This is a genomic window from Streptomyces sp. NPDC015661, from assembly GCF_043077765.1.
In the GTDB taxonomy this organism is placed as follows: Bacteria; Actinomycetota; Actinomycetes; order Streptomycetales; family Streptomycetaceae; genus Streptomyces.
The window spans coordinates 442,054-455,225 of the sequence record NZ_JBIBST010000007.1 but is presented as its reverse complement, the minus strand read 5'-3'; the positions used below and the strand labels follow the sequence as shown (position 1 = coordinate 455,225).

The 13,172-nt window shown below is 74.8% G+C and carries 13 protein-coding genes; 8 read left to right on the top strand and 5 right to left on the bottom strand.

Going from position 1 to position 13,172, the window contains the following annotated elements:
* The first annotated feature begins 156 nt into the window (after nucleotides 1-156).
* Complete coding sequence (locus ACF07V_RS21515) at nucleotides 157-1,941, top strand: CocE/NonD family hydrolase (RefSeq protein WP_392156275.1); 1,785 nt, start codon at nucleotides 157-159, stop codon at nucleotides 1,939-1,941.
* A 41-nt stretch (nucleotides 1,942-1,982) separates the two neighbouring features.
* On the opposite strand, the gene ACF07V_RS21510 is transcribed toward ACF07V_RS21515, so the two are convergent.
* A complete protein-coding gene (locus ACF07V_RS21510) occupies nucleotides 1,983-3,071 on the bottom strand; it encodes an adenosine deaminase (RefSeq protein ID WP_392156274.1) in 1,089 nt (362 codons plus the stop codon).
* A gap of 79 nt (nucleotides 3,072-3,150) precedes the next feature.
* Nucleotides 3,151-3,906 (bottom strand): GntR family transcriptional regulator, encoded by a 756-nt coding sequence (locus ACF07V_RS21505; protein ID WP_392156273.1) that lies wholly within the window; start codon nucleotides 3,904-3,906, stop codon nucleotides 3,151-3,153.
* 190 nt (nucleotides 3,907-4,096) lie between these two features.
* Here ACF07V_RS21505 and ACF07V_RS21500 point away from each other — a divergent pair, with 190 nt between their 5' ends.
* The 3 genes from ACF07V_RS21500 (at nucleotide 4,097) to ACF07V_RS21490 (ending at nucleotide 5,395) form a co-directional block, all read left to right on the top strand.
* Complete coding sequence (locus ACF07V_RS21500; RefSeq protein WP_392156271.1) at nucleotides 4,097-4,351, top strand: DUF1049 domain-containing protein; 255 nt, start codon at nucleotides 4,097-4,099, stop codon at nucleotides 4,349-4,351.
* A complete protein-coding gene (locus ACF07V_RS21495) occupies nucleotides 4,348-4,698 on the top strand; it encodes a hypothetical protein (RefSeq protein ID WP_392156270.1) in 351 nt (116 codons plus the stop codon). The genes ACF07V_RS21500 and ACF07V_RS21495 overlap by 4 nt, the downstream gene beginning before the upstream one ends.
* A gap of 145 nt (nucleotides 4,699-4,843) precedes the next feature.
* Nucleotides 4,844-5,395: a GNAT family N-acetyltransferase gene (locus ACF07V_RS21490; protein WP_392156269.1), complete on the top strand. Its 552-nt coding sequence runs from the start codon at nucleotides 4,844-4,846 to the stop codon at nucleotides 5,393-5,395.
* On the opposite strand, the gene ACF07V_RS21485 is transcribed toward ACF07V_RS21490, so the two are convergent.
* Nucleotides 5,392-5,724: a DUF6204 family protein gene (locus ACF07V_RS21485; protein ID WP_392156268.1), complete on the bottom strand. Its 333-nt coding sequence runs from the start codon at nucleotides 5,722-5,724 to the stop codon at nucleotides 5,392-5,394. The genes ACF07V_RS21490 and ACF07V_RS21485 overlap by 4 nt on opposite strands.
* 180 nt (nucleotides 5,725-5,904) lie before the next feature.
* Here ACF07V_RS21485 and ACF07V_RS21480 point away from each other — a divergent pair, with 180 nt between their 5' ends.
* The gene (locus tag ACF07V_RS21480; protein WP_392156267.1) at nucleotides 5,905-7,863 is read left to right on the top strand and encodes a DUF5107 domain-containing protein; all 1,959 of its coding nucleotides are present in this window, start codon (nucleotides 5,905-5,907) and stop codon (nucleotides 7,861-7,863) included.
* Nucleotides 7,864-7,911: 48 nt separating this feature from the next.
* Here the strand turns inward: ACF07V_RS21480 and ACF07V_RS21475 are convergent, their stop codons facing one another.
* Together ACF07V_RS21475 and ACF07V_RS21470 are read right to left on the bottom strand one after the other, a co-directional pair.
* On the bottom strand, nucleotides 7,912-8,748 hold the full coding sequence (locus ACF07V_RS21475; protein WP_392156265.1) for a methyltransferase domain-containing protein: 837 nt from the start codon (nucleotides 8,746-8,748) through the stop codon (nucleotides 7,912-7,914).
* A 90-nt stretch (nucleotides 8,749-8,838) separates the two neighbouring features.
* On the bottom strand, nucleotides 8,839-9,339 hold the full coding sequence (locus ACF07V_RS21470) for a GNAT family N-acetyltransferase (RefSeq protein WP_392156263.1): 501 nt from the start codon (nucleotides 9,337-9,339) through the stop codon (nucleotides 8,839-8,841).
* Nucleotides 9,340-9,504: 165 nt separating this feature from the next.
* Here ACF07V_RS21470 and ACF07V_RS21465 point away from each other — a divergent pair, with 165 nt between their 5' ends.
* The 3 genes from ACF07V_RS21465 to ACF07V_RS21455 all read left to right on the top strand — a co-directional run bounded on the left by ACF07V_RS21465 (nucleotide 9,505) and on the right by ACF07V_RS21455 (nucleotide 13,145).
* Nucleotides 9,505-10,719, top strand: coding sequence for a sulfite oxidase (locus tag ACF07V_RS21465; RefSeq protein WP_392156262.1), 1,215 nt, complete (start codon nucleotides 9,505-9,507; stop codon nucleotides 10,717-10,719).
* Nucleotides 10,720-10,801: 82 nt separating this feature from the next.
* Entirely contained in the window at nucleotides 10,802-12,034 is a 1,233-nt protein-coding gene (locus ACF07V_RS21460; protein WP_392156261.1) for an aminotransferase class I/II-fold pyridoxal phosphate-dependent enzyme, read from the top strand.
* Between the two features lie 64 nt (nucleotides 12,035-12,098).
* Nucleotides 12,099-13,145 carry an MBL fold metallo-hydrolase gene (locus ACF07V_RS21455; RefSeq protein WP_392156259.1) on the top strand — a complete coding sequence of 349 codons (1,047 nt, stop codon included), beginning with the start codon at nucleotides 12,099-12,101 and terminating at the stop codon, nucleotides 13,143-13,145.
* Nucleotides 13,146-13,172: the final 27 nt, after the last annotated feature.

Sequence of the window (13,172 nt, the reverse complement as noted above, 5' to 3'; positions counted from 1 at the left end):
CGGCCGCCGGAGCGGGGCCGCGCGGCCTTCACTGAATCTGCGTCAACAACCTTCGTCCGGTGCGTTGACGTGGCTATGACACGTGTCACAGCATGGGCGCTGCCCGGGTACCTACCAGTCGGTAGGTGCGGTGGGTCACTCGGCGTCGTCCTCAGCGTGGAGGTCTCTGTGTCCCGTGCCGTGCCCCGGTCCCGCAAGGTCCTCGCGCTCGTGGCCGGTGCGGCCGCGCTCGCCGCGCCGCTCGCCCTCGCCGGCCCCGCCGCGGGCGCGGAGCCCGGCGACGCCCCGTACACCGTCACCCCACTGCGGTTCACCGTCGAGGCGGGCGGCCGGAGTTGCACCGTCGACGCCGACCTCTACCGCCCGGCCGGCGTGGACGCCGCGCACCCCGCGCCCGCCGTCCTCGCCACCAACGGCTTCGGCGGCAGCAAGAGCGACGGATCCACCGCCGCCATCGGCAAGGCCTTCGCCGAGCGCGGCTACGTGGGCCTCGTCTACTCGGGCCTCGGCTTCGGCCGGTCCGGCTGCCTGATCTCGCTCGACGCCCCGGAGGCGGACGGGCGGGCCGCCGCCCGCCTCGTCGACTTCCTCGCCGGAACCCGCGCCGCCGACGACGGCACCCGCGCCGACTTCGTCACCCGGGACGGCGCGGAGGACCCGCGCGTCGGCATGATCGGCGGCTCCTACGGCGGCGCCGTCCAGCTCGCCGCCGCCTCCGTCGATCCCCGTATCGACGCCCTCGTCCCCCTCATCACCTGGAACGACCTCGCGTACGCGCTCGCCCCCAACGCCGCCGACCGGAACACCCCCGGCGTCTTCAAATGGCAGTGGGCCAACGGCTTCTACCTCATCGGCGAGGGCCAGCCCCTGCTCTCCCCGTCGCTCGACCCCAGCCGGATCAACTCCCTCGGCTGTCTGCACTTCGTCACCGACGCCTGCGACACGATCAAGCTCCTCAACTCCGGCCGTTACCCGGCCGCCGCGAGCGAGAAGATGCTCGCCTACGCCCGCTCCGTCTCCCCGGTCTCCTACCTCGACCGGATCACCGCCCCCACCCTGATCGTCCAGGGCCAGTCCGACAGCCTGTTCAACCTCAACGAGGCCCGCGCCACCTACGACCGGCTGCGCGAGCGGGGCGTCGACACCCGGATGATCTGGCAGTCCTGGGGGCACAGCGGGGGACAGAAGCCGGGCGAACTCGACCTCGGCAACCCGGAGGGAAGCTACGTCGGGCAGCGCGTCCTCGCCTGGTTCGACCGCCATCTCCGGAAGAACGCCGCCGCGGACACCGGCCCCGCCTTCGCCTGGTACCGCGAGGGGCAGAGCGGCTACGGCACCGCCGACCGGGTCCCGGCCCTCAGCCAGAAGCTGTACCTCTCCGGCGACGGCAAGCTCGTCGACAACCGTACGAAGGTCGCCCGCGGCTCCCGCCAGTACGCCAACTGGCTGGTCCCGACAAGCCATTCGGAATCCTCGCTCGCCGGCATGATCGGGCTCCCCGACCCCCGCCCCTACGACACCCCCGGCACCTACCTGGGCTGGACCAGCGCCCCGCTCACCGAACCCGTCGACCTCGTCGGGGCGCCGAAGGCGACCCTCCAGGTCGTGTCCCCCGCGACCGAACGCGTCCAGGACTCGGGCGACGCCGCCGACAAGCTCGTCCTCTTCGCGAAGCTGTACGACATCGCGCCCGACGGGACGAAGACCCTGGTCAACCGCTTGGTCGCGCCCGTACGCGTACCGGACGTCACCCGCCCCTTCACCGTCGAGCTGCCGGGCATCGTCCACCGCTACGAGACCGGTCACCGGCTGGAGTTCGTCCTCGCCGCGAGCGACACCGCGTACTCCGGCAACCGCGGCATCAAGCCGGTGACCGTCGTCAGCGCCCCCGAATCCACGGGGACGCTGTCCCTGCCCCTGGTGGAGGGCAGGGTCGGCTAGGGCCTGTCCGGCGGATCAGGGCCGGACAGGCCCTGGCCGTCCTAGAGCGCCGCGTACCCCGGGCGGACGACCTCGTCGATCAGCCGCTGCCGCTCCGGCAGCGGCAGGAAGGCGGCCTCCAGAGCGGCGACCGTGAACTCCTCGAAGACCTCCGGGCCGTAGCCGAAGGCCTCCACCATGTGCTGGAACTCCTCGCTCATGGTGGTGCCGGAGACCAGCCGGTTGTCGGTGTTCAGCGTGATCCGGAAGCCCAGGCGGCGCAGCTCGTCGATCGGGTGCGAGGCGTAGTCCTTCGCTGCGCCCGTCTGGAGGTTGGAGGTCGGGCAGACCTCCAGGGCGATGCGGTTGTCCCGGACGTACGAGGCGAGCCGGCCCAGCGTGCCGTCCTCGGCGATGTCGTCCGTGATCCGCACGCCGTGGCCGATCCGCTCGGTGCCGCAGACCTGCACCGCCTCGTGGATCGACTCCGCGCCGACGGCCTCGCCGGCGTGGATCGTGTAGTGGCAGTTCTCCCGCTTCAGGTGCTGGAAGGCGGCGAGGTGGCGGGCCGGCGGGTTGCCGATCTCGCCGCCCGCTATGTCGAAGCCGGCCACGCCGTTGTCCCGGTGCGCGACCGTGAGCTCCGCGATCTCCAGGGAGCGGTCGGTGTGCCGCATGCCGGTGAGCAGGGTACGGACCGTGATCCGGCCGCCGGTGCGGCGCTCGCCCTCGCGGAAGCCGTCGTTGACCGCCTCGACGACCTCGTCGAGGGTCAGCCCGCCCTCCAGGTGCTGCTCGGGGGCGTAGCGGATCTCGGCGTAGACGACGCCGTCCGCCGCCAGGTCCTCGGCGCACTCGGCCGCGATGCGCGTGAGCGCCTCGCGGGTCTGCATGACCGCGCAGGTGTGCGCGAAGGTCTCCAGGTAGCGCTCCAGCGAACCGGAGTCGGCGGCGTCCCGGAACCAGACCGCGAGCTCGGCCGGGTCCTCGGTCGGCAGCGCGGTGTAGCCGCACTCCCGCGCCAGCTCGACGATGGTCGCGGGGCGCAGCCCGCCGTCGAGGTGGTCGTGGAGGACGGCCTTGGGGGCCCGGCGGATCCACTCGGAGACGGTGGCGGCGGCAGGCGTGGCAGGGTTGTCAGACAAGTGCATGGCGGGGAAGTGTACGCCACGGCCGGGCGGGGTGCTGTGACGCACCCGGCAGGCCCCCCGCGGGCCCGTTCTCCCGCTGTCAGTGCGACTGCAGCACCGGCAGCGCGGGGGTGCCCGTCGGGAGCATGTGCTTGGCGGCCAGGACAGGGGTCTCGCCGACCCGCACCACCTGGGTGACCAGGACCGCGGGAGTGTCCGCCGGGCGGCCCAGCTGCTCCCCGCGCCGCCGTCCGAGGAGCGTCGCCGTGATCCCGCTGTGCGCGCTCAGCGCCGTCTCCCGCGAGGCCGCGACCAGGACCGCGAGCATCGAGACCGCGCCCCCGGCGTCCGCCGCCGCCTCCCGCAGGGCGCGCGCGAACTCGGGGTGCACCCGGTCCAGCAGCTCGTCGGGCGCCGCCCACTCGTGGCTCAGCGCCGCCACCGCGCCCTCCCCGGTCAGGACGGACTCCCAGAACCGCAGCTCGGCGCGGGCGGGCGCGAGCAGGTGCTGGGTGGTGAAGTCGGTCGGCTCCTCGACGGTCCTCAGCAGCGCCCGCACCCGCAGCGGGGCGCCCGCGCCGATCAGCTCCTCCAGTGGCTGGACGTGCTCGAAGCCGCGCCGGGGCGGGCGGTCGTTGACCGTACGGCCCACGCCGCGCCGCACTGTGAGGACGCCGTCCTCCTGGAGCAGCAGCAGTGCCTCGCGCAGGGCCGGCCTGCTGACGCCCAGCTCGGCGGCGAGCTTCGGCTCGGAGGGGAGGGTGGAGCCAGGCGGGTAGGTGCCGTCGTGGACGGCGTCCGCGATCCGCTCGTAGAGCGCCACGACCGGTCGCCGCCGCTGTCCGCTGACCGCCACGGCCCCTCCTCGTCTCGTCCCCGGCCTGCTCTCCGCCGGTCTTCGTCCCCACGGTAGTCGGCCTACGTTGTCTGACAAGTCACCCGTACGGCTCTCCTCGCCGTCACGGGCGGGCGCCGCGCGTCCCATTCTGGTCCCACGGCGGTGGCCGGGTACGACCGACGGCACGACGGAGGAGAGGGGCCGGGCAATGAGTCCGAAGCAGACGCCACGGACATCGGGCGGGGGCACCTCGTCCCGGTTCGCCGGCGCCTTCACCCCGGGGCGGATCGCGATGATCGCGGTCGCGGTCCTCACCCTGGTCTTCATCTTCGAGAACACCCGCGAGGTCAAGATCCGCCTGCTGGTCCCCGAAGTCACGCTGCCGCTCTACGTGGCACTGCTCGCGACCGCCCTGCTCGGCGCCGCCTGCGGCTACTACGTCGCGGCCCGGAGGCGGAAGTGAGGCGGGCGGCCCTCGTCGTCGGCGCCGCGGTCCTCGCGCTCGCGGCCTTCGCGGCCTCCTCGGCGGAGGAGGCCGCGACGCCCGACGACGAGTCCGGGACGCGGCCGATGCCGGACTTCCTCGGCCGGGGCCTGTGGCAGGTCTTCACCCGTCTGGACCGCCGCACCCGGCTCGACGTCCACGACGTGAGCGGCCGCGACCGCCGGGTGCTGTGGCCGCCGCGCTGGCAGGTCTGCACCCAGTACCCGGCGGCGGGGACGGCCCTCGACCGGCGCACCACCGTCATGATCGGAGTCGTACGGAAGGGCGAGACCTGCCCGCCCCGCGTCCGCGACGCCCGCCGCTGACGGGAGGGCCCGCGCCCCGCCCCCCCGTGTGGGCAGGCGTCCCGCGGTGCCATGAGGGTCCCCCCCCCGCTGGAGCGAAGCCGAGAACTTCGGGGAGGGTGCCCACAACGGGCGTGCACCGCCCCCCGCCGCATAGCCTGGCCCCATGTCCGACGATCACGGCCCGTACCTCGCCGTCGGCCCCCGCGTGGGCCTGCGCCCCTTCACCCGGGCCGACGCCGAGGAGTTCACCGCCCGCGCCCGGGAGAGCCGGGAGCTCCACCACCCCTGGCTCTTCCCGCCGTGCACGCCCGACGCGTACGCCACCTACGCGGGCGCCCTGATCGACGACCCCGCCCGCGCCGGCTTCCTCGTGTGCGAGCGCGCCGAAGGCGGCGGCATCGCCGGCTTCGTCAACATCAACAACATCGTCCGCGGAGCCTTCCGCAGCGGCGCCCTCGGCTACGGCGCCTTCGCGCACGCCGCCGGACGCGGACTGCTCACCGAGGCCCTCGGCCTGGTCCTGGAACATGCCTTCGGACCCCTGGAGCTGCACCGCCTGGAGGCGAACATCCAGCCCGGCAACACCGCCTCCCGCGCCCTCGTCCGCCGCGCAGGCTTCCGCCTGGAGGGCTTCTCGCCCGCGATGCTGCACATCGACGGAGCCTGGCGCGACCACGAACGCTGGGCCGTCACCGACAGCGCGGCATCCGGCTAGCGCTTGCGGTTGATCTTCATCGTGTCGAGGTCCGTCACCGTCGAGCGCAGCGCCTTGTACGCGTGGCCCAGCTCCCGGAGCGCCGTCTCCACCCGGTCCTCGGCGATCGCGCCCGCCATCTCGTCGCCGTCCTCGGCGTCCGAGACGACGACCAGGCGGTACGAGAAGTGCTTCAGCGTCCGGTCGTAGGCCAGCGAGCCCTCCTGCGTGAACTGCATCGCCGTCAGCCCGTGCGCGTCCACCTCGGCGAGCAGCCGGGACCGGCTCTCCTCCGACAGACCGTCGAACGTGCCGCGCACGATGACCCGGTAGGTGTGCTGCGTGCCCATTCCTCGTACTCCCTGTGCCCATGATCCCCGGCCGCCACGGCGGCGGACCGACCCTCCACACTAAGGCGGCGGGCGCCGTCGCCGCCGGGAATATCCGGGGGTTCCGGCCCCGCCTCCTTTGCCGAAGCCTGACGCGGAGAACCCCTGGTCAGGACCGGCTCCGGCGTGTTCCATGGATCAATGACGACCGTACGACGTGCCGTACTGACGCTGCCCGCGGCCCCGCTGGGCCCGGACAACCCTCTCCCCGCACTGCGGGCCCCCGCCGGAGCCGGGGCCCACGCGGTCGACGCGCGGACCCTCGCGGAGCTCCCGCGCGACATGGCCCGGGGCATCGGACGGGCGCCCCTGCGCAGCCTGCTCCCCGCTCCCGTGCGCGACGGCTACGGCCGCGAGCGCACCCCCGCGGACCTCGACACGATCGTGATCGAGAACGACCGGCTCCGGGTGACCGTGCTGCCCGGTCTCGGCGGCCGCGTCCACTCCCTGCACCACAAGCCCACCGGCCGTGAACTCCTCTACCGCAACCCCGTCCTCCAGCCCGCCGCCTTCGCCCTCAACGGCGCCTGGTTCTCCGGCGGCATCGAGTGGAACATCGGGGCCACCGGCCACACCACCCTCTCCTGCTCGCCCCTCCACGCGGCCACCGTCCGCGCCCCCGACGGCGGCCCGATGCTCCGGCTGTGGGAGTGGGAGCGCCTGCGCGACCTGCCCTTCCAGGTCGACCTGTGGCTCCCGGAAGGCTCCGACTTCCTGTACGTCGGCGTCCGCGTCCGCAACCCGCACGAGCGGACCGTCCCCGCCTACTGGTGGTCCAACACCGCCGTCCCCGAGGAACGCAGGGTCCTGGCGCCCGCCGACGCGGCCTGGCACCACGGCTACGAACGCGGCCTCAACCGGCTCCCCGTGCCCGTCACCGAGGACGGCACCGACCGCTCGTACCCGCTGAACGGCACGCACGCCGCCGACTTCTTCTACGACCTGCCCGAGGAGCAGCGCCGCTGGATCGCCGCCCTCGACGCGGACGGCCACGGACTCGTCCAGACCTCCACCGACGCGCTGCGCGGCCGCAAGCTCTTCCTGTGGGGCACCGAGCGCGGCGGCCGGCGCTGGCAGGAGTGGCTGACCGAACCCGGCACTCCCGGTTACGCCGAGATCCAGGCCGGACTCGCCCGCACCCAGCTGGAACACCTGGAGCTCGCGGGAGAGGCGGAGTTCAGCTGGCTGGAGGCGTACGGACCGCTCGCCGCCGACCCGGCGACGGCGCACGGCGACGACTGGGCCGCCGCCCGCGCGGACGTCGAACACCGACTGGAGACGGCGCTGCCCCGCGCCGCCGTCGACGCCGCGTACACGGCCTGGCGGGAGGGTGCGGCCGACGCCGAGCCGGAGACCGTCCTCGCGGCGGGATCCGGCTGGGGAGCGCTCGAAGTCCTGCGCGGGGGACACGTGTTGCCCGGTACGCCCTTCCCCGGGTCGACGCTCGGCCCGGACCAGGAACCCTGGCGGGAACTCCTGCTCACCGGCGTCCTGCCGCCCCCGCCGAAGGGCGCGGGACCCGGCGCGCCGCTGGTCGCCGCGCCCTGGCGGGACATGCTGGAGACCGCCCCCGCCGACCCGACCACCGAGTACCACCTCGGCATCGCCCAGTGGCACGCCGGAGACCGCGCCCAGGCGGTACGGAGCTGGGAGCGCGGACTGCACCGGGCGGAGGTCCGCTGGCCCCTGCTGTACTGCCTGGCCGTCGCCGACCGGGAGGACGGCCACCCGGAGCGGGCCGCCGAGCGGTTCGTGGAGGCCTTCGCCGAGCACGCGGAGCGGGACGGCGGCGAGGCCGTGGCCGCCGCCCTCGGTCGCGAGGGAGTGGCGGCGCTGCTCGCCACGGGCCGGGCCGCCCGGGCCCGTGAGCTGTGGGCGCGGCTGCCGGACGGGGTCCGCGGCGGGGGAGCGTTCCGCCTCCTGGAGATCCGGATCCTGCTCGCCGAGGGCAGGCCGGCCGAGGCGCGCGCCGTCTTCGACGAGGGCTTCGAGGTCCCGGACCTGCGCGAGGGCGCGGAGATCCTCGGCGAGCTCTGGGCGGAGCTCACCGACGAACCCCTGCCGGACGCCTACGAGTTCCGGATGCGCCCCGGCCGGTGAGCGGCGCGGGCCCGCCCGGAGTTCCGGGCGGGCCCGCGGTGGTACGGGTCAGGACACCCGGCACAGGATCTCGCCGTGCGGGACCATGAACCAGGCGTCCTCCTGCTTGCCCCACTCCCGCCAGGCCTCCGCGATCGACGCCAGTTCGGCGGTGGTCGCGTGCCCGCCGGCGACGGCCAGGTCGGCGTAGCCGGAGGCGGTCGTGCGGTCCGCCCACAGGCCGCTCCACCAGTCCCGCTCCTCCGGGGTGGCGAAACACCAGGTGCCGGCCGTCGCCGCGATGTCGGTGAAGCCGGCCTGCCGGGACCAGGAGAACAGCCGCCGTCCCGCGTCCGGTTCGCCGCCGTTGGCGCGCGCGACCCGGTGGTACAGGTCCAGCCAGCCGTCCAGGGCGGGCCGCTCGGGGAACCAGGCGAAGGCCCCGTAGTCACTGTCCCGGGCCGCGACGACACCGCCGGGCCGGCAGACCCGGCGCATCTCGCGCAGCGCCTGGACCGGGTCGCCGACGTGCTGCAGCACCTGATGGGCGTGCACGACGTCGAAGGAGTCGTCGGGGAAGTCCAGGGCGTGGACGTCGGCGACCGCGAACTCGACGTTCTCCAGGCCGCGTTCGGCCGCGACCGCGCGGGCCTTCACCAGGACGTCCTCGGCCGCGTCGACCGCGGTCACGCGGCCCGGCGCGACCAGCGCGGCCAGATCGGCGGTGATGGTGCCGGGCCCGCAGCCCACATCCAGGACGTCGAGGCCGGCGCGCAGTTCGGGCACCAAATAGGCGGCCGAGTTGGCGGCGGTCCGCCAGCTGTGCGAGCGCAGGACCGACTCGTGGTGGCCGTGCGTGTAGACGGCGGTCTCATGGGCCGCGGACTGCGCGGAGGCGTGCGTCATCGAAGCGACTCCCTCGGTGTGGGTGCGTGCCTCCACCGTACGCAGAGCACCCGAATAATGAGACCCGCGTCTTGCGATATGGACAGTCGGTCACGCCAACAGGTCCCGCCGGTACCGGAGTTCCTCAAGGACCCGACCACCCGTCTCCTCCCGCACCGCCGTCCCGTCCGGCCGCCAGCCCCCGGCCTCGTAGAACCTCCGGCCGCGCGCGTTCCCCGCGAACACCCACAGCGCCGCCTCCCGGAACCCGGCCGCGACGAGCGCCTCGGTGGACGCGGCGAGGAGCGCCCGCCCCACGCCCGTACCCCAGACCTCCGGCAGGGCGTACAGCGCCGCCAGCTCGGCCGTGCCGTCCGGGCAGGGCCGGACGCAGGAGAACGCGACCACCCGCCCGTCGCCCCCCGTCGCCACGAGGACCGCGGGCCGGTCCGGGGCCGTGAGGCGCTCGCGCCACACCGCGGTCCGCTCCTCCGTGTCGAGGGCGTCGAGATACCGATCGGGGACCAGGCCGCGGTAGGCGGCCCGCCAGGACCGGACGTGGACGACGGCGACGGCCGCGGCGTCCTCGGGACACGCTTCACGTATCGACATGCCGCATTCTGGCCCGGGGGACAACCCCGTCGCCCCCGGATATCGGCGGGAGCCCGTCGACCTGACGAACCCTCGTGTGACAGCACCGTGAACGGACCGTCCGGAGCGCCCCCGCGCTCCTAGTGTGGGCGCGTCGATCCGCCGTCCCGCCCGCCGAGGAGTCCCGTGCCGTACTCACCCGCGCCCGCCCGCCGCTCCCTGCTGAAGCTGCTCGCGGCCGGCCCCGCGGCCTCCGCCCTGGGCGGGCTCGCCGCCGCTCCCGCGTACGCTGGTCCCATGGACGTCGTGGCGGATGCCGCGCCCGGCATCGTCAAGGCCCTCCCGCCGGAGTACTTCACGGTCCGCGGGACGAATGCCGAGGCCCGCTACGAGACCTTCGCCGACACCGGCCTCCTCACCCCCGCCGACCGCTTCTTCGTCCGCAACCACACCGCCACCCCCGTCCTCGACGCCGCCGACTGGCGGCTGACCCTCTGGGGCGACGGACTCCACGGCCGCACCCCCGTCACCTTCACCTACGGACAGCTGCGGGACCTGCCCTCCGTCACCCGGACGGCCCTGATCGAGTGCGCCGGAAACGGGCGCACCCTCTACGCCACCCAGCAGGGCGAGCCGGTCACCGGCACCCCCTGGACCCTCGGCGCCGTCGGAGCCGCCCGCTGGCGCGGCGTCCGCCTCGCCGACGTCCTCCGCAGCGCCGGGATCGCCCACGACGCCGTCGAGCTCCAGCCCCGCGGCCTGGACGAGCCCTACGTCTCCGGCGGCGTCGACTTCGGCCGGGTCCGCCGCCCGCTGCCGGTCGCCAAGGCGCTCGACGACGTGATCCTCGCCTACGAGATGAACGGCGAGCCGCTCCCGTACGACCACGGCTACCCGGTCCGCCTCGTCGTCCCCTCCTGGGTCGGCATCGCCTCCATCAAGTGGCTCGGCGACATCGAGGTCTCCACCAAGCCGCTGACCTCGCCCTGGTCCACCACCTGGTACCGCCTCTTCGGTGACGCCCACCCCGCCGGCGGCAGCGCCCCGATCAGCCGCCAGACCCTCAAGTCCGCCTACCAGCTGCCCTTCGGCGCCACCCTGGAGGCCGGCCGCCTCCACCGGCTCACCGGCCGCGCCTGGTCCGCCCTCGCGCCCGTACGGACCGTGGAGGTCTCCACCGACGGCGGCGCCCACTGGCGGCACGCCCTCCTCCACGACACCCCGCGCCGCGACGGCTGGGTCCGCTGGAGCGTGCCCTGGCGCCCGCACACCACCGGGCCGGTCACGCTGCTCTCCCGCGTCACCGACACCGCCGGCAACACCCAGCCCGAGCGGGCCGTCCACAACACCCAGGGGTACCTCTTCAACGCGGTCGTGCGTCACCCGGTCACCGTCGCCTGAAGGGGCGGAACCGCCCGAACCTTCGTATAAAGGGCACGGGGGTGCCTGCCCGGCGCCCCCGTGCGCTCAGGAGGTACGGGACATGCGGCAGACGGCTCCGGAAGGCCGCGGCCCGGTGCGCTACGGACCACCCGCACCCGACACCGGCCTCCCCGTGCTGCCCGGACTCGCCGGGCTCCTCGCCGCGGCCGCCGGACGCGCCACCCCCGAGCCGCCCGGCGGCGGGCCCGTCCTGCGGGAGGCCGCCGCCGGCTACTGGTGGCGCCGCGGCCTGCGCACCCACCCCGAGGACGTGGTCGCCGCCCCCGGCGCCCCCGCCCTCCTCCTCGCCCTGGTCGCCGCCCACGGCGGCGACCTCCTGCTGCCCCGCCCCTGCCCCGCCTGGTGGACCCCGCAGGCCCGCCTCCTGGGCCGCCCGGCCTACCACGTGCCCACGCCCGCCGAGGCCGGCGGCGTCCCCGACCCGTACGCCCTCCTGGAGACCGTCCGGCGGATCCGCGCCGAGGGCGGCGACCCCCGGGTCCTGCTGCTCTCCGTCGCCGACGACCCCACCGCCACCGTCGCCCCGCCCGAACTCGTCCGCGAGGCCTGCGAGGCCGCCGTCGCCGAGGGACTCCACGTCATCAGCGACGAGACCTGGCGCGACACCCTGCACCACCCGCACGACACCGTGCTGCTCAGCCCGGCCGAGATGTGCCCCGACGACGTCACCGTCCTCACCGACCTGAGTGGCGCCCTCACCCCCGCCGCCTGGCCCTGCGCCGTCGTCCGCTTCCCGCCCACCGACCCGTCCCGCGCCGACCGCTGGACCGACCGCAGGGCCCGCGTCCTCGACGTGCTCACCGCCCTCGGAGCGCTCGTCCCCGGGCCCGTCGCCCCCGCCATGGCCCACGCCCTCGACGAACCCGAGGACGTCACCGTACGGGCCCGGCGCGCCGCCACCGTCCACGGACTCCTCGCCGCGGCCGCGCACCGCGCCGTCCTCGCCGCCGGAGCCCTCGCCCGGCCCCCGCAGGCCGGCCGCCACCTCTACGCCGACCTCGGCCCGCTGCGCGCCGGGCTCGCCGCCCGGGGCGTCACCGACTCCCTGGAACTGGAGAGCCACCTCACCGAGCGGCTCGGCGCCCCGGCGACCGGCGGCCACCGCTTCGGCGACGAACTCGGCGCGCTGCGCGTGAGGTTCGGCACCGGCATGTTCCTCGGCGCCACCGAGGAGGAACGCGCCGAGACCCTCGCGGCGCCCGATCCCGTGGAACTGCCCCATGTGGCCCGCGCGTTGGAGGAGTTCCGGGGAGCCCTGGAGGAACTGCGATGACCGCGGCCGTACGTCGACGTCCCACGACCACGCCACCCGGCGCCGAGCGGAACGGAGCCCGCAGATGACCGAACGGACGGCGCCCCCCGCTCGCGCCGCACAGGCCCCGTACACCCCCGAACAGGTCACGCCCCCCGCACCCGCTCCCGTCCTCCAGCCCGTCGGACGGCTGCGCCACGACTGGCCCCGCACCTTCGCCGACCGGCTCACCGCACCCCTCCCCGGCGTCCGGGCCCTGGCCCGCCTCGCCCGCGAAGGAGCCGTACGCCCCCGCGCCGAGGGCCTCCGCGACATCCCCCTGCTGCCCTTCGAGCCCGGGCCGCTGCCACCCGCCGGACCCGACACCCTCGCCGTCACCTGGGCCGGGCACGCCAGCTGGATCCTGCGCGTCGGCGGACTCACCGTCCTCACCGACCCCGTCTGGTCCCGCCGCATCTTCGGCACACCGGCCCGGCTCACCCCCGTCGGCGTCCGCTGGGAGGACCTGCCGCCCGTCGACGCCGTCGTCATCAGCCACAACCACTTCGACCACCTCGACGGCCCCACCCTCAAGCGGCTGCCCCGGCACACCCCGGTCTTCGTCCCCGCCGGCCTCGGCCGCTGGTTCACCCGCCGCCGGTTCAGCCGTGTCACCGAGCTCGACTGGTGGGAGGCCGCCGAACTCGACGGCGTCCGCTTCGACTTCGTCCCCGCGCACCACTGGTCCAAGCGCACCCTCCTGGACACCTGCCGCTCCCTGTGGGGCGGCTGGGTGCTCACCGACCGGGCCGGGCGCCGGATCCACTTCGCCGGGGACACCGGATACGGCCACTGGTTCGCCGAGATCGGCCGCCGCTACCCGGGCATCGACCTGGCGCTGCTCCCGATCGGCGCGTACGACCCGCGCTGGTGGCTCAGCGACGTCCACACCGACCCCGAGGAGGCGGTCCGAGCCCACCAGGACCTCGGCGCGCGGCGGATGGCGCCCATGCACTGGGCCACCTTCGTGCTCTCGTCGGAGCCGGTCCTCGAACCCCTCACCCGGGTCAGGGCCGCCTGGGAGAAGGCCGGTCTGCCCCGCGCGGACCTGTGGGACCTGCCGGTCGGCGCCTCGCGCGTGCTCGTGCCCTGACGCGCCGGTCGGCGTCTCGCAGGTCCT

Bases quoted from the DNA above. Each gene is read 5' to 3' on its own strand.
- ACF07V_RS21490 (WP_392156269.1), top strand. From the start codon at position 4,844: ATGTCCGACGATCACGGCCCGTACCTCGCCGTCGGCCCCCGCGTGGGC.
- ACF07V_RS21470 (WP_392156263.1), bottom strand. From the start codon at position 9,339: ATGTCGATACGTGAAGCGTGTCCCGAGGACGCCGCGGCCGTCGCCGTC.
- ACF07V_RS21455 (WP_392156259.1), top strand. From the start codon at position 12,099: ATGACCGAACGGACGGCGCCCCCCGCTCGCGCCGCACAGGCCCCGTAC.
- ACF07V_RS21475 (WP_392156265.1), bottom strand. From the start codon at position 8,748: ATGACGCACGCCTCCGCGCAGTCCGCGGCCCATGAGACCGCCGTCTAC.
- ACF07V_RS21480 (WP_392156267.1), top strand. From the start codon at position 5,905: ATGACGACCGTACGACGTGCCGTACTGACGCTGCCCGCGGCCCCGCTG.
- ACF07V_RS21500 (WP_392156271.1), top strand. From the start codon at position 4,097: ATGAGTCCGAAGCAGACGCCACGGACATCGGGCGGGGGCACCTCGTCC.
- ACF07V_RS21485 (WP_392156268.1), bottom strand. From the start codon at position 5,724: ATGGGCACGCAGCACACCTACCGGGTCATCGTGCGCGGCACGTTCGAC.
- ACF07V_RS21510 (WP_392156274.1), bottom strand. From the start codon at position 3,071: ATGCACTTGTCTGACAACCCTGCCACGCCTGCCGCCGCCACCGTCTCC.
- ACF07V_RS21460 (WP_392156261.1), top strand. From the start codon at position 10,802: ATGCGGCAGACGGCTCCGGAAGGCCGCGGCCCGGTGCGCTACGGACCA.